Origin of the sequence: Xanthomonas sp. 3075, from assembly GCF_014197275.1 — a bacterium.
GTDB lineage: Bacteria > Pseudomonadota > Gammaproteobacteria > Xanthomonadales > Xanthomonadaceae > Xanthomonas > Xanthomonas campestris_B.
Map to the genome: position 1 here is coordinate 368,417 of NZ_JACIFI010000001.1, position 21,694 is coordinate 390,110.

General features: G+C 65.0%; 15 protein-coding genes. 12 read left to right on the forward strand and 3 right to left on the reverse strand.

Annotated features, from left to right (window positions below):
* Positions 1 to 162 precede the first annotated feature (162 nt).
* The 6 genes from GGR62_RS01675 (at position 163) to zipA (ending at position 6,808) form a co-directional block, all read left to right on the forward strand.
* Positions 163 to 501 (forward strand): iron-sulfur cluster assembly accessory protein, encoded by a 339-nt coding sequence (locus tag GGR62_RS01675; protein WP_184406236.1) that lies wholly within the window; start codon positions 163 to 165, stop codon positions 499 to 501.
* Between the two features lie 449 nt (positions 502 to 950).
* Positions 951 to 1,385, forward strand: a complete 435-nt coding sequence (gene rpsF / locus GGR62_RS01680; protein WP_055844662.1) for a 30S ribosomal protein S6 — start codon at positions 951 to 953, stop codon at positions 1,383 to 1,385.
* 11 nt (positions 1,386 to 1,396) lie between these two features.
* On the forward strand, positions 1,397 to 1,627 hold the full coding sequence (gene rpsR, locus GGR62_RS01685; RefSeq protein WP_005991243.1) for a 30S ribosomal protein S18: 231 nt from the start codon (positions 1,397 to 1,399) through the stop codon (positions 1,625 to 1,627).
* A gap of 232 nt (positions 1,628 to 1,859) precedes the next feature.
* The gene (rplI, locus tag GGR62_RS01690; RefSeq protein WP_039411457.1) at positions 1,860 to 2,309 is read left to right on the forward strand and encodes a 50S ribosomal protein L9; all 450 of its coding nucleotides are present in this window, start codon (positions 1,860 to 1,862) and stop codon (positions 2,307 to 2,309) included.
* A gap of 207 nt (positions 2,310 to 2,516) precedes the next feature.
* Positions 2,517 to 6,020, forward strand: coding sequence for a chromosome segregation protein SMC (gene smc / locus GGR62_RS01695; RefSeq protein WP_184406237.1), 3,504 nt, complete (start codon positions 2,517 to 2,519; stop codon positions 6,018 to 6,020).
* A 56-nt stretch (positions 6,021 to 6,076) separates the two neighbouring features.
* Positions 6,077 to 6,808, forward strand: a complete 732-nt coding sequence (gene zipA, locus GGR62_RS01700) for a cell division protein ZipA (protein WP_184406239.1) — start codon at positions 6,077 to 6,079, stop codon at positions 6,806 to 6,808.
* A 376-nt stretch (positions 6,809 to 7,184) separates the two neighbouring features.
* Here zipA and GGR62_RS01705 read toward each other — a convergent pair whose 3' ends face one another.
* Positions 7,185 to 8,309 carry a pyridoxal phosphate-dependent aminotransferase gene (locus GGR62_RS01705; protein ID WP_184406241.1) on the reverse strand — a complete coding sequence of 375 codons (1,125 nt, stop codon included), beginning with the start codon at positions 8,307 to 8,309 and terminating at the stop codon, positions 7,185 to 7,187.
* A 310-nt stretch (positions 8,310 to 8,619) separates the two neighbouring features.
* On the opposite strand from GGR62_RS01705, the gene ligA reads away from it, so the two are divergent.
* From ligA to gyrA, 5 genes are all read left to right on the forward strand, one after another.
* On the forward strand, positions 8,620 to 11,124 hold the full coding sequence (ligA, locus tag GGR62_RS01710) for an NAD-dependent DNA ligase LigA (RefSeq protein ID WP_184406242.1): 2,505 nt from the start codon (positions 8,620 to 8,622) through the stop codon (positions 11,122 to 11,124).
* Positions 11,121 to 12,083 (forward strand): EF-P lysine aminoacylase EpmA, encoded by a 963-nt coding sequence (gene epmA / locus GGR62_RS01715; protein ID WP_184406244.1) that lies wholly within the window; start codon positions 11,121 to 11,123, stop codon positions 12,081 to 12,083. The genes ligA and epmA overlap by 4 nt, the downstream gene beginning before the upstream one ends.
* Positions 12,084 to 12,252: 169 nt before the next feature.
* Positions 12,253 to 12,939, forward strand: coding sequence for a DUF3011 domain-containing protein (locus GGR62_RS01720; protein WP_184406246.1), 687 nt, complete (start codon positions 12,253 to 12,255; stop codon positions 12,937 to 12,939).
* 604 nt (positions 12,940 to 13,543) lie between these two features.
* The gene (mtnA, locus tag GGR62_RS01725) at positions 13,544 to 14,608 is read left to right on the forward strand and encodes an S-methyl-5-thioribose-1-phosphate isomerase (RefSeq protein WP_184406248.1); all 1,065 of its coding nucleotides are present in this window, start codon (positions 13,544 to 13,546) and stop codon (positions 14,606 to 14,608) included.
* A 208-nt stretch (positions 14,609 to 14,816) separates the two neighbouring features.
* Entirely contained in the window at positions 14,817 to 17,516 is a 2,700-nt protein-coding gene (gene gyrA, locus GGR62_RS01730; protein ID WP_184406249.1) for a DNA gyrase subunit A, read from the forward strand.
* A gap of 139 nt (positions 17,517 to 17,655) precedes the next feature.
* On the opposite strand, the gene GGR62_RS01735 is transcribed toward gyrA, so the two are convergent.
* Positions 17,656 to 18,384, reverse strand: coding sequence for a hypothetical protein (locus tag GGR62_RS01735; protein ID WP_184406251.1), 729 nt, complete (start codon positions 18,382 to 18,384; stop codon positions 17,656 to 17,658).
* A 448-nt stretch (positions 18,385 to 18,832) separates the two neighbouring features.
* Here GGR62_RS01735 and GGR62_RS01740 point away from each other — a divergent pair, with 448 nt between their 5' ends.
* Positions 18,833 to 19,882, forward strand: coding sequence for a hypothetical protein (locus tag GGR62_RS01740; RefSeq protein WP_184406253.1), 1,050 nt, complete (start codon positions 18,833 to 18,835; stop codon positions 19,880 to 19,882).
* Positions 19,883 to 20,021: 139 nt separating this feature from the next.
* Here GGR62_RS01740 and hutU read toward each other — a convergent pair whose 3' ends face one another.
* Positions 20,022 to 21,689 (reverse strand): urocanate hydratase, encoded by a 1,668-nt coding sequence (gene hutU / locus GGR62_RS01745; protein ID WP_184406255.1) that lies wholly within the window; start codon positions 21,687 to 21,689, stop codon positions 20,022 to 20,024.
* Between the last annotated feature and the right edge of the window lie 5 nt (positions 21,690 to 21,694).

Consider the following 21,694-nt stretch of genomic DNA (forward strand, 5'->3'; position numbering starts at 1 on the left):
CGCGCTGGCGCGAGCATCTGAACCGCTTGCGGTCGATGCGCTTGTCCAGGCCTTGCCATGCCTTGCCATGCCCCCACCTGTGGATGACGCGATAGCCGAGGACGCAGCCTCGGTCGATTGCAGCCTCGCTATACTTGTCGCCATCGTTTCCGGAGCCACCTCATGGCCATCAGCCTCACCCCCGCCGCGCTGGAGCGCGTGCAGCGTTTCGTGCAGCAGACCCCGGGTACGCTGGGGTTGCGCTTTGGTGTGACCAAGACCGGGTGCTCCGGCTGGGGCCATATCACCGATCTGGCGCGCGATCAGCGCGATGACGATGCGGTCTTCGAGCAGGGTGGGGTGCGTATCTTCGTCGATCCGGTCAGCCTGCCCCTGGTGGACGGCACCTGCATCGACTTCGGCAAGCACGGCCTCAGCGAGACCTTTACCTTCAGCAATCCCAATGCCACCGCCGAATGTGGGTGCGGGGAGAGTTTCACGACCGAAGCCGAGCATCGTTGAGCACGGCCTGAGTCGGCGGCATTGGCGTGATTTCCTTCTCCCGTCGGGACAGAAGGTGCCCCGAAGGGGCCGATCAGGGCGCGACTCGGAGATCTGCCGGCACACCCGATGACAGATGCCTCGCCACGCGCCGTCCGAATTGCATCACCGACTGCTCCACTGCTTCTCGCTCGGTACGCTCACCCCAAGCACCCGCGGCTCGGTCCGCGGTTGCGGCGCGGGCGCTCCAGGGCAGGCGCGACAGTGGCACGCAGGCAGTCCTGATCGCCCGGAGGGGACGCACTTAGAACCTCTCCGCCGGGCGCCCGGTTGCGGCTAAGCGACTGAACTGCCATACTTTCCTGCTTCCTACCCGGTTCCGGGCGGGAATCCTTGCTCCACCGGCCGCCTTGCGCGGTTTACCGGGGAGCTGTCCGGCCCACGTGGCCACATCCGAAAGGTAATACAACATGAGTCGTCATTACGAAGTCGTGTTCCTGGTCCACCCGGATCAGAGCGAGCAGGTCCCGGCCATGATCGAGCGCTACAAGTCGCTGATCGAGGGCGGTAACGGCACCATCCACCGTCTGGAAGACTGGGGCCGTCGTCAGCTGGCCTACCCGATCCAGAACCTGGTGAAGGCGCATTACGTGCTGCTCAACATCGAAGTCGACCAGGCCGTGCTGAGCGAGCTGGTGGAAAGCTTCCGCTTCAACGATGCGGTGCTGCGTCACCTGGTGGTCAAGCGCGATGGCCCGGACACCGAGCAGTCGCTGATCATGAAGAGCAAGGACGAGAAGGGCGACAAGCCCGAGCGTAGCGAGCGTCGTCGTCGTGACGACGAGGAAGGCGATGCTGCACCTGCCGCCACCGATACCGACGGCGACAACGCCGAAGCCGCTTAAGGAGCGCTGTCATGTCCAAGTTCTTCCGTCGTCGCAAGTTCTGCAAGTTCACCGCCGAGGGCGTCAAAGAGATCGATTACAAGGATCTCAACACCCTGCGTCAGTACCTCACCGAGAACGGCAAGATCGTGCCGAGCCGCGTGACCGGTACCAAGTCCAAGTACCAGCGCCAGCTGGCGACGGCCGTCAAGCGCTCGCGGTTCCTGGCGCTGATCCCGTACACGGACAATCACGACGTTTAATCCGAGTCGTTGATGTGAGTCCCGCACACAGCCCGCACGGTTGTATGTGAGTCCCTCACAAGAGCCCGCACATCCATGTGCGGGTTATTAAAATATAGAGGCCGGTCATTCGAGATGCGGTGTTGATCGTGCTCTTGCGATTCCCAAATCCCGATTCCCGAATCCCCGTCTTTTCGGACAGCAAACGTTGCGCCCGCCACATGCCGGCGCTAACGAATAACGGAGCACCACCATGGATCTGATTCTTCTGCAGAAAGTGACCAACCTGGGCAACCTGGGCGACAAGGTCAGCGTCAAGCCGGGCTACGGCCGCAATTTCCTCGTGCCGCAGGGCAAGGCCGTTCCGGCCACCGCTGCCAACGTCGAAGCGTTCGAAACCAAGCGTGCCGAGTACGAAGCCAAGGCCAACACCATCCTGGCCGATGCACAGAGCCGCGCCACCAAGTTCGAAGGCGCCAGCGTCACCATCGGCGCGCATGCGTCCACCGAAGGCAAGCTGTACGGTTCGGTCGGCCCGCGCGACATCGCCGAGGCCTTCACCGCCGCCGGCCTGCCGCTGGAAAAGAGCGAAGTGATCCTGGGCGAAGGCGCATTCCGCAATGTCGGCGAGTACGACGTTGTGCTGCACCTGCACGCCGATGTGGAAACCTCGGTCAAGGTCATCGTCGAATCCGACGCCTGATCCACGCCGTCTGCACGACCCGAAGGGCGCCTTGTTAGGCGCCCTTCGTCTTTGTGGTCGCCGCCAGTGATGGCCGGCCCGTTATACTCGTGCTCCATTGCCGGTGCCACGGCCCATAGATCTTTCCGATCAAGGGCTTAGATCCCGGCTTCACAGGAAAACGCGCCTGCCGGCCTTGCCCGCGCGGTGCCCGGAACCCTCAGTCTCATGCGCCTGTCCACGATCAAACTGTCCGGTTTCAAGTCGTTCGTCGACCCGACCACGTTGCACCTGCCCACCAACATGACCGGCATCGTCGGCCCCAATGGCTGCGGCAAGTCCAACATCATCGATGCGGTGCGCTGGGTGATGGGCGAGAGCTCGGCCAGCCGCCTGCGCGGCGACTCGCTGACCGACGTGATCTTTTCCGGTTCCTCGGCGCGCAAGCCGGTGTCGCAGGCGACGGTGGAGCTGATCTTCGACAACTCCGATCACACCATCACCGGCGAGTTCGCCTCGTTCAACGAGATCTCGGTCAAGCGTCTGGTCAGCCGCGACGGCACCAGTGCGTATTACCTCAACGGCACCAAGTGCCGGCGCCGCGACATCACCGACCTGTTCCTGGGCACCGGTCTTGGGCCGCGCAGCTACTCGATCATCGAGCAGGGCATGATCAGCCAGATCATCGAAGCGCGCCCGGAAGACCTGCGCGTGTATCTGGAAGAGGCTGCCGGCATTTCCAAGTACAAGGAACGCCGCAAGGAAACCGAAACGCGCATCCGCCATACCCGCGAAAATCTCGATCGCCTCGGCGATCTGCGCGAGGAAATCACCAAGCAGCTGGCGCATCTGCAGCGCCAGGCGCGCCAGGCCGAGCAGTACCAGGCCTTGCAGGAAGAGCGCCGGATCAAGGATGCCGAGTGGAAGGCGCTGGAGTACCGCGGCCTGGACGGACAATTGCAGGGCCTGCGCGAGAAGTTGAATCAGGAAGAAACCCGCCTGCAGCAGTTGATCGCCGAACAGCGCGATGCCGAAGCGCGGATCGAAACCGGGCGCGCGCGACGCGAAGAAGCCGCCGAAGCGGTGGCCAAGGCGCAGGCCGATGTGTATCAGGTCGGTGGTGCATTGGCGCGCATCGAGCAGCAGATCCAGCATCAGCGCGAACTCTCGCATCGCCTGCACAAGGCGCGCGATGAGGCGCAGAGCCAACTGCAGGAACTGACCCAGCACATCAGCGGCGATTCGGCCAAGTTGGCGGTATTGCGCGATGCGGTGGACGCTGCCGAACCGCAGCTGGAGCAGCTGCGCGAAGACCACGAATTCCGTCAGGAGGCGCTACGCGAGGCCGAAGCGCGCCTGGCCGACTGGCAGCAACGCTGGGAAGCCCATAACCGCGACACCGGCGAGGCCTCGCGTGCCGGGGAAGTGGAGCGCACGCGCGTCGATTATCTCGATCGCCAGTCGCTGGAAGCCGACCGCCGCCGCGAAGCGCTGGTCAACGAACGTGCCGGGCTGGATCTGGATGCGCTGGCCGAGGCGTTCGAGCAGATCGAGCTGCGCCACGAAACCCAGAAGACCTCGCTGGACGGGCTGACCGAGCAGGTCGAAGCGCGCAAGCACGCGCTTGGCGGGCTGCAGGAACAACAACGTGCCAGCCAGGGCGAGCTGGCCGAAGTACGCAAGCAGGCGCAGGCCGCGCGTGGCCGGCTGTCGTCGCTGGAAACCCTGCAGCAGGCCGCACTCGGCCAGGAGCAGGGCGCGGCGGTGGCGTGGCTGAAGTCGCGCGGGCTGGATTCGGCCGCGCGCGTGGGCGAACGCATCACGGTCGAAAGCGGCTGGGAAAACGCGGTCGAAGGCGCATTGGGGCAGTTGATCGAAGGCGTGCTGGTGGACGCGCCGGAACAACTGGTCGATGCGCTGGGCGAATTGGGCGACGGCCGCATCGCGCTGGTGTCCAGTGCCAGCGACAACGCCAACTTCGCACCGACCTCGCTGGCGGCCAAGGTGCAGGGGCCGATCGCGATCCGTCGCCTGCTCGCGCGTCTGCACGCGGCCGAGGATCTGGACGCCGCACGCACGCTGCAGCGCAGCCTGCCCGAGGGTGATTCGGTCATCACCCGCAGTGGCGAGCGGCTGGGCGAGGGCTGGGTGCGGGTGTCGCGTTCCGGCGCTGCCAAGCAGGGCGCGTTGCTGCGCGAGCGCGAGATCCAGGAACTGCGCGCGCAGATCGAAACGCTGCAGGAGCGCGAAGCCGAACTTGAGCAGCGCCTGGGCAGCTTCCGCGAGCAGCTGCTGGCAGCCGAACAGCAACGCGAAGATGCGCAGCGCCAGTTGTACATGGCGCACCGCAGCGTGTCCGAACTGGCCGGTCAGCTGCAGAGTCAGCAAGGCAAGGTCGATGCCGCACGCACGCGCATCGAACGCATCGAAAACGAGTTGTCGCAGCTGCTGGAAACGCTGGACACCAGCCGCGAGCAGGCGCGCGAAGCGCGCGCCAAGCTCGAAGACGCGGTCACCCTGATGGGCGATCTGCAAGGTGCCCGCGAGGCCCTGGAAAACGAACGCCGCCAGCTCACCGACGCGCGCGATCAGGCCCGCGATGCCGCACGCGGCGTGCGCGATGCGATGCATGCGCTGGCGCTCACGCTGGAATCGCAACGCACCCAGATCACCTCGCTCAGCCAGACGCTGGAGCGCATGGATAGCCAGCGCGGCCAGCTCGACACGCGCCTGGAAGACCTGGTCGCGCAACTCAGCGACGGCGATTCGCCGGTGGAAACGCTGGAGCACGAACATCAATCCGCCTTGAGCGAGCGCGTGCGCACCGAGCGCGTGCTGAGCGAAGCGCGCACCATGCTGGAGAGTGTCGATGGCGAGCTGCGCAGCTATGAGCAGACCCGCCAGCAGCGTGACGAACAGGCGCTGGCACAGCGCGAGCGCATCTCGCAGCGCAAGCTCGATCAGCAGGCGTTGGTGCTGAGCGCCGAACAGCTGTCGGCTGCCGTGGTGAAAGCAGGCTTCGTCCTGGAAGATGTGGTCAACGGGTTGCCCGAGGCGGCCAATGCGGCCGAGTGGGAAGCGGCGGTTGGCCAGATCGACGGCCGCATGCGTAGGCTGGAGCCGGTCAACCTGGCCGCGATCCAGGAATACGGCGAAGCTGCGCAGCGTTCGGAATATCTAGACGCGCAAAACCTGGATCTCAACACCGCGCTGGAAACCCTGGAAGAGGCGATCCGCAAGATCGACCGCGAAACCCGCGGCCGTTTCAAGGACACCTTCGACCGCGTCAATTCCGGCGTGCAGGCACTGTATCCGCGGCTGTTCGGCGGCGGGCATGCCTATCTGGAACTTACCGGCGAAGATCTGCTCGACACCGGCGTGACCATCATGGCGCGCCCGCCGGGCAAGCGCGTGTCCAGCATCTCGCTGCTGTCCGGTGGCGAAAAGGCGATGACCGCGGTGGCGCTGGTGTTTGCGATCTTCCAGCTCAATCCCGCGCCGTTCTGCCTGCTCGACGAGGTCGACGCGCCGCTGGACGAAGCCAATGTCGGCCGCCTGGCCAACATGGTCCGGGAAATGAGCGAGAAAGTGCAGTTCCTGTTCGTCAGCCACAACAAGGCGACGATGGAGGCCGCGCGTCAGCTCTCCGGCGTGACCATGCGCGAGCCGGGCGTCAGCCGTCTGGTCAGCGTTGACCTGGAAGAAGCCGCACGTTTGGCGGGTGCGGCATGACGTGCCATGCTTGTTGGAATATCGACACCTGTCACTCTTATGCGGAGGCACGCTGAATGTCCGACATGGCCATGATCCGGATCGGGATCCTGATCGCTGGACTGCTGCTGGTCGCGGCGATCTTCCTGTTCGGTCGCCCGAAGAAATCGCCGCAAGGGCGCCGGGTCGACAAAGAGGACGGACAGCCGCGCGAGCGCCGCGAGCCGGTGATTTCCGGCGATGCCGGTAGCGACGGTGAGCTTTCCGAGCGCACCGAAAGCGCCGCGCAGAGCGAGCTGAATCTGGACGATCAGGATGCGACCGGCGGCAACGACGTCGGCAAGCGCCCGAACCAGGATTTCGACAAGATCGTCTCGCTGTTCGTGGCCGCCAAGGCCGGGCAGGTGCTGCGCGGCGAAGACGTGGTGGTGGCAGCCGAGAAGACTGGGCTGGTGTTCGGCCACATGAATGTGTTCCACCGCCTGGTGGAAGGGTATCCAGAGCGTGGGCCGATCTTCAGCATGGCCAGCATCCTCAAGCCCGGCAGTTTCGACATGGCCAACATCCGCGAAATGCAGACCCCGGCGATTGCGTTCTTCCTCACCTTGCCGGCGCCGATGACCGCGCTGGATGCTTGGGAAAAGATGCTGCCGACCGTGCAGCGCATGGCCGAATTGCTCGATGGCGTGGTGCTGGACGACAGCCGCAATGCGCTGGGCCGCCAGCGCGTTGCGCATATCCGCGACGAACTGCGCGCCTACGATCGCCAGCACCAGGCGCCGCCGCTGACCAAGTCGCCGCGCTGGTGATTGCGCGTTGCGGGTGATCGCGTTTCATTGAGTTGGTGACTGCAAATCATCGCCCGTGAGTCATCACATTGGCGGTCTAAGCCGATTTGCCGCTGGACTCGCGCTGGCATAGAGGTAAACGATGACGTTTGCAGCGAGCGATGTATGGATCCGGCGCTCGCTGCGTTTGACTTCTGCTGCGCCTCTTCCAGCTCTTGCGCGGCAGGAAACCAAAGCCCCTCTCCCTGCGGGAGAGAGGTTGGGGTGAGGGTGCGGAGGCGCAGCCACTCGTGCGATTGGACGTTACTAGGCTGCGCTCGTACCCTCATCCGCCCCTATGGGGCACCTTCTCCCGGGGGGAGAAGGAATCAAAGCTCTTCTCCCTTCCAGAGAAGAATCAGCGCTTCGCCTTGGCAAACGCCTCGCGGAACCGCAGCATCTCCGCCTCGGTTCCCACGGTCACGCGCACGCGCTTGGGCCAGATCGGCCAGCTGCGGCCGACCATGACGCCTTGTTTCTGCATCGAATCGGCGAACACGCCGGCGTCGCGCTTGACGTCGAGCAGGAAGCAGTTGGCCTGCGTGGGCAGGCAGGTGTAGCCCTTGCTCTTGAGCCAGGCGATGGTGTCGTCGCGCACGCGGGCGTTCTCCGCGCGCCGGGTCTGCACCAGTTGCGGGTCGCGCAGGCTGGCGATGCCGGCGGCCATGGCCGGCACCGGTAGCGGATTGCCGCCCAGCGTGGCGAGCTTGGTCAGCAGGCCCGGCGGGGCGATGGCGGCGCCCAGGCGCAGGCCGGCCATGCCGTACAACTTGGAAAACGTGCGCAGCACGATCAGGTCCTGGCGTTGGCGTACCAGATCCACCGCCGAGGTTTCGTGGCTGTAGTGGATATAGGCTTCGTCGACCAGCAGCACGGCGCTGGCTGGCTTGTTGGTCAGCAGCCATTCGATCTCGGCACGCGGCGTGACCGAGCCAGTGGGATTGTTGGGGTTGCACACGTAGATCAAGCCAGCGGTCGGGTCGGCCTTGGCCATTGCCTTGACGTCGTGTGCGCCATCGGCCCGCAAGGGCACACGGCGCACCGGTGCACCATGTGCGGTGGCGACGTCGGCCACCGCTTCAAAGGTTGGGTCGGCGATGACCAGACCTGCGCGTGGCGAGGTGAACAGGGCGCTGCTGCGATTCAGCGGGTCGCTCGAACCGGGAAAAAACGCCATGTGGTCGTTCGGCAACTGCAACTCGCCGGCCATCAGGTTGCGCAGGTCCTGCTCCATCTCGAACTGATACCGGCCTGCACGCGCCAGCGATCGCGTTGCCGCGTCCAGTGCGGCGGGCGAGGGGCCGAGCGGATGTTCGTTGTAGTTGAGGTACACGGTGCCGGCGGCAGGCGCCACACCCGGGGCGGCAGGTGCGGCTGCACGTTTGCGGGCCGCCTCGGCTGGCGACATCAGCCCCAATGCGGAAACCGCCATGCCGGAACCGGCAAGGCTGAGAAACGAACGGCGCGAGACGGGCAACGACACGGTGAACTCCAGGCGGACAGGGCAAAGAGGGCGCCACGCTAGCGGGTTTGTGGCGGTGTGCCTATCGGCAACTGCCGAACGGGCTGAAAACGGTTATTCGCTAGGAAAGCAGGGTGGCTTCCCTGTCGACGTGAAGGCCTCTCCCGGGCGGGCGCTACGGCGGGCAGGCGCTGGTGCCTGCTTGCCTTTCGCGCACACGCGCACGAACCCGGCGGATGTGCCAGACACCGAATTCGGCCGCTGTCCGGGCGCTGCTTGAGCCAGTGCCTGCCCGTTAGACTATGCAGCCCAGAGCCCGCCCAGCGATCGCATGACTGTCAGCCCGGATCCCGCTCAGCGCATCGACGCCCTGCGTCGTCGTCTCGAAGACGCCAACTACCGCTATCACGTGCTCGACGAGCCGCAGATGGCCGACGTCGACTACGACCGCTTGATGCGCGAGCTGGAGGCATTGGAAGCGGAGCATCCAGAGTTCGCCAGCGCCGATTCGCCGACCCAACGCGTCGGCCATCTAGCCGCGTCGCGCTTTGCCGAAGTGCGGCATGCCTTGCCGATGTTGTCGCTGGGCAACGCCTTCAGCGATGAGGAAGTGGCCGAATTCGTGCGGCGTATCAGCGCGCGGCTGGAGGTGAAACAACCGCTGTTTTCGGCCGAGCCCAAGCTCGATGGCCTGGCGATCAGCCTGCGCTTCGAGAACGGCGAGTTCGTGCAGGGCGCAACGCGGGGCGACGGCGCCACCGGCGAGGACGTCAGTGCCAATCTGCGCACCGTCAAGGCGATTCCGCTGCGCCTGCGTGGCGAAGGCTGGCCGCAGGTGCTGGAAGTGCGGGGCGAGGTGTATATGCCGCGCGCCGCATTCGAAACCTACAACGCGCAGATGCGCCTGCATGGCGGCAAGGTGCTGGCCAATCCGCGCAATGGTGCGGCCGGTTCGCTGCGTCAGCTGGATGCGCGCATTACCGCGCAACGTCCGCTGAGTTTCTGTGCGTACGGCGTGGGCGAAGTGAGCGAAGGCGTATTGCCGCAGACCCATTCGGCCATCCTGGCGCAGTTGCGCGACTGGGGCTTTCCGGTCAGCGCCCTGGTCGAGGTCGTGCAGGGCAGCGACGGCCTGTTGGCGTACTACCAGCGTATCGGTGAGGCGCGCGACGGCTTGCCATTCGATATCGATGGCGTGGTCTACAAGCTCGACGATCTGGCCGGGCAGCGCGAGATGGGCTTTGTCTCGCGCGCACCGCGCTGGGCGATCGCGCATAAATTCCCGGCGCAGGAGCAGTCCACCACGGTGGAGGCGATCGAGATCCAGATCGGCCGCACCGGTGCGGCGACCCCGGTGGCGCGTCTGAAGCCGGTGCATGTGGCCGGGGTGATCGTCACCAACGCCACCTTGCACAACGCCGACCAAATCGCGCGGCTGGATGTGCGCGTGGGCGATACGGTAATCGTGCGCCGTGCCGGCGATGTGATTCCGGAAGTGGCTGGTGTTGTCGCCGATCAACGGCCACCCGGCACGCAGCCATGGCAGATGCCTACGCAATGCCCGGTGTGCGGGTCGGAGATCGTGCGCGAAGAAGGGCAGGCAGTGTGGCGCTGTTCTGGCGAGCTGACCTGCCCGGCACAGCGCAAGGAAGCGTTCCGGCATTTCGTCTCGCGCCGCGCGATGGATGTCGATGGCCTGGGCGAAAAGTTCATCGAAGTGCTGGTTGACAGCGGCGTGGTGCAGGGCGTGGCCGATCTGTATCTGCTCACTGTCGATCAACTGCTGCAATTGCGCCTGATCAGCACCGCCGAAAGCCCGCATGCGTTTCTGCGCGAAGCGCGCGAGCATCTGGCCGAAAGCAAATATCGTGAACTTGAAACCTTGATGGGTTTGCAGGGAGTGGATTTGGTCGATGGACAAGCTGTTTGGCCCGAAAATTGGCAGGCGAACGTTCTGCGCTTGCAATTCGAGGGATTCGATTGGAATCGCAAGAAGATCGCCACCAAGTGGGCCGACAACCTGATCGAAGCGCTGAAGAAATCGCGCGACACCACGTTGGAGCGTTTCCTGTTCGCGCTGGGCATCGAGCATGTCGGCGAGAGCACTGCCAAGGCCTTGTCGGCCTGGTTCGGCGATCTGGAGCTGATCCGCCACCTGCCGTGGCCGCTGTTCAAGCGCGTGCCGGATATCGGTGGCGAGGTGGCGCGTTCGCTGGGGCATTTCCTCGATCAGTCCGGCAACCAGCAAGCCATCGACGATCTGTTGCAGCGTGGCGTGCGCATCGGCGATGCGCACCCGCCATCGCCCAAGCTGCGCGATGCGCTGAGCTTTGCCAGCGTGCTGGAAGACATGGACATCCCCAAGGTGACCTCGGTGCGGGCGCAGCAACTGGCCGCGGTGGTGGACTCGTTCGACGCGCTGCGCAACACGGACGCCGACGCATTGTTGCAGGCCGGCATTCCGGCGCCGGTGGTGGCGTCGCTGCTGCAATGGCTGGATCGGCCGGAGAACGCGGCATTGGCGAGTGCCGCGCAGCGAGCGATGGAGACCGTGCTGTCGCGCCTGCCCGACGCCGACGCCGTGCAGAGCGGCCCGCTCGATGGACAGACCGTGGTCATCACCGGCACCTTGGCTGCGCTGACGCGCGATGCGGCCAAACAGCGCCTGGAAGCGTTGGGCGCCAAGGTCGCCGGCAGCGTCTCCAAGAAAAGCGCGTTTCTGGTGGCCGGCGAAGAAGCCGGTTCCAAGCTCGACAAGGCGCAGTCGCTGGGCGTGGAGATCTGGGACGAAGCGCGCTTGCTGGCCTTCCTCGGCGAGCACGGCCAGCAGCCATGACGGCGGCGCAGATCGACTTGGCCGCATTGCGGTTGCGCGCGCGGCTGAATGCCGCGATTCGCGAGTTTTTCGCCGAGCGCGACGTGCTGGAAGTGGAGACGCCGGTGCTGTCGGAGGCCGGCAACACCGAGCCGAATATCGAGAGCTTCAGCACCCGCTTCAGCGGCCACGTGGATGCCGGCGCGCCGGTGCGCTGGTTGCGTACCTCGCCGGAATATCCGCTCAAGCGTTTGCTCGCAACCGGGGTGGGCGATTGCTACGAGCTGGGGCGGGTGTTTCGCAACGGCGAAGCCGGCGGCCGCCACAATCCCGAGTTCAGCATGCTCGAGTGGTATCGGGTGGGGTGGAACGATCGCGCCCTGGCACAGGAAACCGTCGCGCTGGTGCGGCGCACACTTGCATTGGTCGAGCGCGAGGTGCGCGTGCAGGTGCTGACGTACCGCGAATTGTTCGCGCAGACCTTGGGCATCGACCCGCTGCGCGATCCGATCGAAACGCTACGCGCACCGCTACAGGCCATCGCCATCGATCCGCAGGGGCTGACCCGCGACGATTGGCTGGATCTGCTGATGACCCATCGCATCCAGCCGGACTTTGCCGGCGACACGCTGACCGTGGTGCACGACTGGCCGGCCAGCCAATGTGCATTGGCGCGTATCCGCCACGACGACCCGCCAGTGGCCGAGCGCTTCGAGCTGTACCTGGGCGCCTATGAGGTGGCCAACGGGTATCACGAATTGAATGACGCGCAGGAGCAACGCGCGCGTTTCATGCGCGACAACGCGGTGCGTGCCGCGCGCGGGTTGCAGCAGGTGCCATTGGATGAACGCCTGCTCGCGGTGTTGTCGCAGCTACCCGATTGCGCCGGTGTGGCGGTCGGCGTTGATCGCTTGTTGATGGCCCTGCGTGGCACCGCGCAGATTGCCGATGTGCTCGCGTTCGAGTTCGCGCGCGCCTAGCGCCGGCACCGCGTATCGGGTTGTGCCGCCGACGCCATTGCGGATCACAGGCCCGCAGTGCCATCCCGCTGTCATCGGCACTGTATTGCTTTCTTCACATCGATGATGCTCTCATCCTCCCGTCCACGGGGGGCGCGGCGCAGAGTGTGTTTGGGTGAGGAGTGTCGGCATGAAGTGGCTGGTCAGCTTATGCGGTTTGTGGTGCTTGCCGCTGCTGATGCTTGCCGACGCGCGTGCCTCGGATCGCGCCTCCGGCGTGGTGCGTTGCGAGTCCAAGGACATGGCGCGCACGCATTGTGCGATGGACACCGAACACGGCGTGCAATTGGTGCGCCAGTTGTCCGAAACCAGCTGTATCCGCGGCAGCGAATGGGATGTCGAACGCGACGGCGTGTGGGTCGAGCAGGGCTGCCGTGCGGAGTTCGCCTCCGCAGGCGTGCCGGCCTCCCCGCAGATGCGCCGCGTGGTGCGCTGCGATTCCAACGGCGGCAAGGTGGCCTGCCCGGTGGTGCTGCGCGGCGCGCCAGTCCGTTTATTGCGTCAACGCTCGATGTGGCCGTGCAAGGAGGGCCGCACGTGGGGCACCCGCCGTAACGAAATCTGGGTCTCGCGCGGTTGCGATGGCGAGTTCGAAGTCGGTGCCGAAGACGGTTCCGGCTTTGTGGCCGTGCCGCGCATGATCACCTGCGAATCGAAGAAGAACTCGCGCCGTACCTGCGGGGTGTCGGTGGAGCGCCAGGTGCGTGTGGGCCGGCAGATGTCCAAAAAAGACTGCGTGGAAGGCCAGACCTGGGGCTGGAGCCGCGATGGGGTGTGGGTGAACGACGGCTGCCGTGCCGAGTTCATCGTCGACTGAGAGCGGCTGACAAGCCTGTTGCGCGTTGGTCTATCGCTGAGCGGAGGATCTTGGCTTTCTCTGCACGCGGCTGATCTGCGGTTTGGCTGGAGGGCCCGCCCGCCCACCCTCGCGGGACACGCCGCAAGTACGTCCCTGTAGGTGCTTACGCTGCATCCATGCCGCGTAAGGTCCCGCGAGGGTAGGCGGGCAAGGACCAGGCGGGATGGTCGGCGTGCATGGTTGCAAGCAGTGCATGACGTGCGTTGTTTGAATAACGCCGCGTCGGATCAGCTTCGCAGCGCAACGCGATCGACAGGCAGGCTTCAACAAAGCAACCGGCAAACTTCCTGGTGCGGTGTCCTTGCCGCTTGCGGTACCGTGTGGCGGCATGGATGCCGCCACCGAGCCTCCATGGACGGATGTACGGCGTGTCCCGCGAGCGGCGAGGGCAGCGCGCGCTCGACCAACCAGGCTTTCGACTGCATCCAAACTGCTCGCTACGTTTTCCAGCCGCTCAACATACCTTCGCCTAGCATGCGCTTGAGGCATTGTTGCGCGCCGACCCCAGGCTGAGCACGGCAGGTCCACTGACTGGGCTGCCCGCGCGCCTTACAATAGCGCCATGAACGACAGCGCCCATATCGACTACGCCCGCTACGACCATATCCGCCCACTGCTGTGGACCGGCGATGCCCTGGAACTGCTCGACCAGCGCAAGCTGCCCTTCGTGGTGGAACATGTGCGCTGCGAGTCCAGCGACGCGGTGGCCGAGGCGATCCATTCGCTGGCCGTGCGCGGCGCGCCGGCGATCGGTATCGCGGCCGGGTGGGGCGTGGTGTTGGCGGCACGCGACATCGATGCCGATGGGGGCAGCGCCGCCTTGCAAAAACTCGAACCGGCGCTATTGCGGCTCAATGCCGCGCGTCCGACTGCGGTGAATCTGGCCTGGGCACTGATGCGTATGCGTCGGGTATTGGGCGCTGCCGGCGCCGACTGGCGCGAAGTGATCGCACGCGAGGCGCAAGCCATCGCCGACGAAGATCTGGCGGCCAATCGGCGAATGGGCGCGCTCGGTGCCGATCTGATCGCGGCAGGCAGCGGCGTGCTGACCCACTGCAATACCGGCTCGCTGGCCACTGCCGGCTTCGGTACCGCGCTGGGTGTGATCCGCGCCGGCGTGGCCCAGCAGCGCATCGCCAAAGTCTTTGCCGGCGAGACCCGGCCGTGGTTGCAGGGCGCACGCCTGACCGTGTGGGAGCTGCAGCAGGACGGCATCGACGCGACCCTGATCGCCGACTCGGCCGCCGCGCATCTGATGAAGTCCGGGCTGGTGCAGTGGGTCATCGTCGGCGCCGATCGCATCTGCGCCAACGGCGACACCGCCAACAAGATCGGCACCTATCAGCTGGCGATCGCTGCGCGCCACCACGGCGTCAGGTTCATGGTGGTGGCGCCGTCCTCGACCGTGGACATGGCCACCGCCGACGGCGAACAGATCGAGATCGAGCAGCGTGACCCGGGCGAATTGTTCGGCGTTGGCGGCGTGCGCACGGTGGCCGACGGCATCCACGCCTGGAATCCTGTGTTCGATGTCACCCCCGGTCGCCTGATCGATGCGATCGTCACCGAACGCGGGGTGATCGCGCAGCCGGACCTGGCGCGCATGCAGACAGCGTTCGGCAGCTGAGGCCAGCCCGGCGCAATAACGCGCCATTCGTCGCTAAAGTCCCGCAAGTGCTTGTTTCTGGCCGGTAAACCGGCGGTATCGGGCTGCCCCTTCGTGATACAATCCGGGGCTTGAATCGATCGGCGGGAGCGTGGGGTCGGCAGCCTGTCACCAGGGCGCCCCCGACGCGGCTTTCCGGCTCGCCCGCCACCTCACTTACGGAACCCGAATGGCAGAAACCGCCAAGGAAATCATCCAGGTCAATCTGGAAGACGAGATGCGCAAGAGCTATCTCGATTACGCGATGAGCGTAATCGTGGGCCGCGCACTCCCCGATGCCCGTGATGGCCTCAAGCCTGTGCATCGCCGCGTGCTGTTTGCGATGCACGAGCTGGGTGCCCATAGCAACAAGGCCTATTTCAAGTCGGCGCGTATCGTCGGCGACGTCATCGGTAAATACCACCCGCACGGCGACCAGTCGGTGTACGACACGCTGGTGCGCATGGCGCAGCCGTTCTCGCTGCGTTACATGATGGTGGACGGCCAGGGTAACTTCGGTTCGGTCGATGGCGACTCCGCTGCGGCGATGCGTTACACCGAGTCGCGCATGTCGCGGCTGGCGCATGAGCTGATGGCCGACATCGACAAGGAAACCGTCGATTTCCAGCCCAATTACGACGAGAAGGAGCAGGAGCCGACGGTCATGCCGACCCGGTTCCCGAGCCTGCTGGTCAACGGCTCGGCCGGTATCGCGGTGGGCATGGCCACCAATATCCCGCCGCACAATCTGACCGAAGCGATCAACGCCTGCATCGCCTTGATCGATACGCCGGAACTGGATGTCGAAGGCCTGATGGAGTACATCCCGGGCCCGGATTTCCCCACCGCCGGCATCATCAATGGCACCGCCGGCATTGCTGCCGGTTATCGCACCGGCCGTGGCCGCGTGCGCATGCGCGCCAAGGCCGACGTGGAAGTGGCCGACAACGGCCGTGAAGCGATCATCGTCACCGAGATCCCGTATCAGGTGAACAAGGCACGGCTGATCGAAAAGATCGCCGAGCTGGTCAAGGAAAAGAAGCTCGAAGGCATCAGCGAGCTGCGCGACGAGTCCGACAAGGACGGCATGCGCATCTACATCGAGGTCAAGCGCGGCGAGTCGGCCGAGGTTGTGCTCAACAACCTGTATCAGCAGACCCAGATGGAGTCGGTGTTCGGCATCAACATGGTGGCGCTGATCGACGGCCGCCCGCAGTTGATGAACCTCAAGCAGATGCTGCAGGCGTTCATCCGCCACCGCCGCGAAGTGGTGACCCGCCGCACCATCTACGAACTGCGCAAGGCGCGTGCGCGTGCGCATGTGCTGGAAGGTCTGACCGTCGCGTTGGCCAACATCGACGAGATGATCGAGCTGATCAAGACCTCGGCCAACCCGCAGGAAGCGCGCGAGCGCATGCTGGCCAAGACCTGGGAACCGGGCCTGGTCGGCGCGCTGCTGGGCGCCGCCGGGGCCGAAGCCTCCAAGCCGGAAGACCTGGCGCCGGGCGTGGGTCTGGCCAACGGCTTCTATCAGCTCAGTGAAGTGCAGGCTTCGCAGATCCTGGAAATGCGTCTGCATCGCCTGACCGGGTTGGAGCAGGAAAAGCTGACCGACGAGTACAAGCAGTTGCTCGAGGTCATCCAGGGCCTGATCCGCATCCTGGAAAACCCCGACGTGCTGTTGCAGGTGATCCGCGATGAACTGATCAATATCCGCGAAGAGTACGGCGACGAACGCCGCACCGAGATCCGTCACAGCGAAGAAGATCTGGACATCCTGGATCTGATCTCGCCGGAAGACGTGGTGGTGACGCTCTCGCACGCAGGCTATGCCAAGCGTCAGCCGGTGAGCGCGTATCGCGCGCAGCGCCGTGGTGGCCGTGGCCGCTCAGCCGCAGCGACCAAGGAAGAGGATTTCATCGATCAGCTGTGGCTGGTCAACACGCACGACACGCTGCTGACCTTCACCAGCAGCGGCAAGGTGTTCTGGCTGCCGGTGTATCAGTTGCCGGAAGCCGGCTCCAACGCGCGTGGCCGTCCGATCATCAACTGGATTCCGCTGGAACCCGGCGAGCGTGTGCAGGCGGTGCTGCCGGTGCGCGAATACGCCGACAACCGCTATGTGTTCTTCGCCACGCGCAACGGCACGGTCAAGAAAACCCCGCTGAGCGAATTCGCCTTCCGTCTGGCCCGCGGCAAGATCGCCATCAACCTCGACGAGGGCGATGCGCTGGTCGGTGTGGCCTTGACCGACGGCGACCGCGATGTGTTGTTGTTCGCCTCCAACGGCAAGACCGTGCGCTTCGGCGAATCCACCGTGCGTTCGATGGGCCGCACCGCCACCGGCGTGCGCGGTATCCGTCTGACCAAGGGCGAAGAGGTGGTCAGCCTGATCGTGGCAGAGCGTGCCGGCGGCATCGAAGGCGATCTCGAGGACGAGGGTGTCGAGGACGTGGTGGAAAGCACGGACGGCGTCGACGCGGAGGTGATCGACCTCGCCGAGAGCGACGACATGGCCTATATCCTTACCGCCACCGAGAACGGCTACGGCAAGCGCACCCCGCTGACCGAGTATCCGCGCAAGGGCCGCGGCACGCAGGGCGTGATCGGCATCCAGACCACCGAGCGTAACGGCAAGTTGGTGCGTGCGGTGCTGCTGGGCGCCACCGACGAAGTGCTGCTGATTTCCGATGGCGGCACCCTGGTGCGCACGCGCGGTTCGGAGATCTCGCGCGTGGGTCGCAATACCCAGGGCGTGACCTTGATCCGCTTGTCCAAGGGCGAAAAGCTGCAGGCGGTCGAACGCCTGGATGCGTCACTGGATGAAGCGGAAGATGTGGTGGACGACGTCGCCGCACCCGCCAGCGAGTTGCCTCCGACCGAAGCGTGATCGGGTGATCCGATCCACGCAGTTGACGAAAAACGCCGGCCCACAGCCGGCGTTTTTTATTGCGTGCGGTACCAATCTGCAACCCACCTTTGACGCTGCACGCAAGAGCGCAGCGATTGCGCAACTCCCGATTTCCGACTCAACCGACGTTCGCGGCTATCGCCTCTTCCTTCACTGCGTCCTGCGCATCCTGCGCCAGCGTTGCCTTGACGATGATCGAGCGGATGGCGTCGGTCGCCTCCGATAGCGGTACATCACTGCTCAGGCGCTGGAAGGTGTCGCGGCTGTTGTAGCCTGAGCCATCCTTCAAGTAGTGGTCGTACATCGACAGCAGATCCTGGCACGCCGTGATCAATGCAGCGACATTGCCGCGCAACAGTGCATGGCCGACCTGGTCGAAGCTGTGCAGGCAGTCCGCCAGCCAATGCAGGTCGTAACGGGCGGTGCTCGGTTCCGGGGCGTTGTGGCCGCGGCTGTAGGCGCTGTAACGGCGCAGGCTGCGCGCCACGCGTGCCACATGTCCGAACAAGGTGCCGATCTCGTTGGCGATGTCCAACTGCTGCACCATCACCATTGGAATCACCTGGTCGGCAGTGACCGCCTGCTGCGCAGATGCGTTCTGTTCCTGCTGCTCCATCGACTGTTTGAGCACGGCGTAGCTGCGCTGCAGCGATTCCAGCTCCAGCGTACTGGCGGCCGCACGCGCTTTCAGCTGCGACAGGGCTGCCTGATAACGCGCAAGACTGTCCTGGGTGCTCGCGTGCTGGCCGGATTCATCACGTAATTGCCGGCCCCGCACAAACGCCAGCACGGTGGCGATCAGCGCCCAGAGTGCGAATGCAGGCACCAGGTAGATCAAGATGCCCATAGAGATTCCTCGAAACGTTGCATACCTTGTCGGCCTGTACCGCGCAGACTTGAGGGCAATCGTCGCGACGGTGATGGCAGTCTGACTGCTGCGGTGGGTCGACCGGGCTGCAACGTGCCGCTCATGGCGGCTGTGGCCGTCGCAACGTCCGCCGGTTCGCCGCGATGCGGGGGACCGCTCCCGGGATCGATGCGTGACCGGCCACGCTGCGCCACAGCGTTGGAAAACCTGCCTGCAAGACCAACCGCTGCGCCTGCCTCGATCCTGTCGCACTCTGCACAGGTAAGTCTTGCTTTTAGACCGCCCCCCCTAACCAACGACATATTGTGGGTAAGCATCGCCGCATGCTCGAATCCAGCGATCCGCCAGCCCAGGGTTCGTCATGCGCAGATGGAGTGACTGTTGGTCCAGCGCATTGCCGGGCGTCGGCTCCCTTGCGTTGATCTGGATGCTGTTGTCCGCAACCGCACATGCAGCGCCACCGGCAACGCCGGCGCTGCCGATGAATGTGGAATACAGCGAGGCTGCGGATCTATTCAATCTGCTGGATAACCTGTCGGACTGGCTGCCCGGTTTCACCGTTCCCGTCTACCGCCGCTATATGGAAACGCACGGCGGTCTGGATGATGCAGATCGCGGCGCGCTCGCCGCTTATGCGGACTTCCGCCGTCGCACATCCGGGCTGGCAGAAGACGACACGCTGGATGCAGCCGAGCGCATTTTCGCGGCAGACGTGACCCGTCATGCGGATCCGTTTTCCCGATACTTTCTGGGAGGCGGGGAGTTCGAGGCGGCAGCGAACGCGGCGATTGCAGCGCAGTCGGCAGATGACCAGGTGATGCTACGCGCGTACTTCGCCCGCTTTGTCGGGCGTGCCACCCGCGCAATCGCGGTTGCGCCGCGTTTTGAAACGCAGACACGGTTGCTGAAAGAAGCATTGGGCAGCCCGGGCGTTGCTGGCTTGGCATCGGACATGCGCGCGTTCTTTGCAGTGCCACCGCCCCCGGTGTTCCAGGCGCGATTCGTGTGGTGGCCGGAGTCGGACAGCACCCAGGCCAAGGTGCGCGGGCGCACCATCCTGTTGTATTCGCAGCATGACGCGCCTGATGGCGCGCCATCGATGGATTGGACGCCGATCCTGTTGCATGAGTTGAGCCACTATCTGTCAGCAGGGCAGGGGTCTGAGCGCAAACGCGCCCTGGCCTCCAACTTCCTGCAGTTGTGCCCAGGTGCGTCCACGTTGCGTAACCCGCTCAACGCGCTGGAGGAGCCACTGGCCATCTACTGGGGCCAGTATCGGTTCGAATACGCTGTACGCGGGCGCTCGTTGCCGTTGTCGTCGCAGTGGTACATCCAGCCGGATGCCGATCGCGCGGCAAAGGCGATCGCAGCCGCTTATCCGGCACGTGGCCCCGCGCCGCACCTGGACGATGCCGCATTGCTGCGGGCCGCGGCATCGGCCTGCCAGCAGACAGATGTGGACAGCAAGAGCCACTGAACCAACGGGCTTGATTGCGGTCGTCCGACGCAGCGACGTAAAGCACGTTGTGCAGGCATCCACTTCACCTCGCCAGTGCGATGTGTCGGCATCTCGGCAGCGCGCAGCAATACACAGCGCGTTGTCCGCACGTTCTTGCTCAGCGCGAAATTCCGGGCAAATCCAGCCCTTTTTCCCTGGCGCACTCGGTGGCGATGGCATAGCCGGCATCGGCGTGACGCATCACGCCGGTGGCCGGGTCGTTCCAGAGCACGCGTTCGAGGCGTCTGTCGGCCGCGTCGCTGCCGTCGCAGACGATCACCATGCCGGCATGCTGCGAGAAACCCATGCCGACGCCGCCGCCGTGATGCAGCGAGACCCAGGTGGCGCCGCTGGCGGTGTTGAGCAATGCATTGAGCAATGGCCAGTCGGACACCGCATCCGAGCCGTCGGCCATGGCTTCGGTTTCGCGGTTTGGCGAGGCCACGCTGCCCGAATCCAGATGGTCGCGGCCGATCACCACCGGCGCTTTCAGTTCGCCGCTGCGCACCATGGCGTTGAAGGCCAGGCCGAGCCGGTGGCGGTCGCCCAGGCCGACCCAGCAGATGCGCGCAGGCAGGCCCTGGAAAGCAATCTTGTCGGCGGCCATCTCGAGCCAGCGATGCAGGTGCGCATCGTCGGGAATGAGTTCCTTGACCTTGGCATCGGTCTTGGCGATGTCTTCCGGGTCGCCGCTGAGCGCGACCCAGCGGAACGGGCCGATGCCGCGACAGAACAGCGGCCGGATGTAGGCAGGTACGAAGCCGGGGAAGTCGAATGCGTTGTCCACGCCCGCTTCCAGCGCCATCTGCCGCAGGTTGTTGCCGTAATCCACGGTGGGCACGCCGAGTGCGTGGAAGGTGAGCATGGCGCGGATGTGGTTGGCCATCGCCTCGCGCGCGGCGGCTCCCACGTCCTTCGGTGCGGACACGCGCTTTGCGTCCCATTCCTCCACCGTCCAGCCCTGCGGCAGGTAGCCGTTGACCGGGTCGTGCGCGGAGGTCTGGTCGGTCAGCAGGTCCGGCTTGATGCCACGTACCACTAGTTCGTCCAACACGTCTGCGACATTGCCCAGCAAGCCGACCGACAGCGGCTTCTTCGCCGTGCACGATTCCTCGATCAGGCGCAGCGCTTCGACCAGATCGTCGGTCCAGGTATCCAGATAGCCGGTGCGCAGGCGCATGTCGATGCTGGAGCGGCGGCATTCCACCGCCAGACACGAGGCGCCGGCCATCACCGCAGCCAACGGTTGCGCGCCGCCCATGCCGCCGAGGCCGCCGGTGAACAGCCACTTGCCGGCCAAGTTGCCGCCGTAATGCTGGCGGCCCATTTCCACGAAGGTTTCGTAGGTGCCTTGCACGATGCCTTGTGCGCCGATGTAGATCCAGCTGCCGGCGGTCATCTGGCCGTACATCGCCAGACCTTTCCGATCGAGTTCGTTGAAGTGGTCCCAGGTGGCCCAGCGCGGCACCAGGTTGGAATTGGCGATCAGCACGCGTGGTGCATCGGTATGTGTGCGGAACACGCCGACCGGCTTGCCGGACTGCACCAGCAGGGTTTGGTCGTCGTCCAGGCGGGTGAGCGCGGCGACGATCGCATCGAAGGATTCCCAATCGCGCGCGGCGCGGCCGATGCCGCCGTAAACAACCAGTTCCTGCGGGCGTTCGGCCACGTCCGGGTCCAGGTTGTTCATCAGCATGCGTAACGGCGCTTCGGTCAGCCAGCTCTTGGCGGTGAGCGTGGTGCCGGTGGCAGCGCGGATGACGCGGGTTGCATCGTGACGGGTCATGCCGG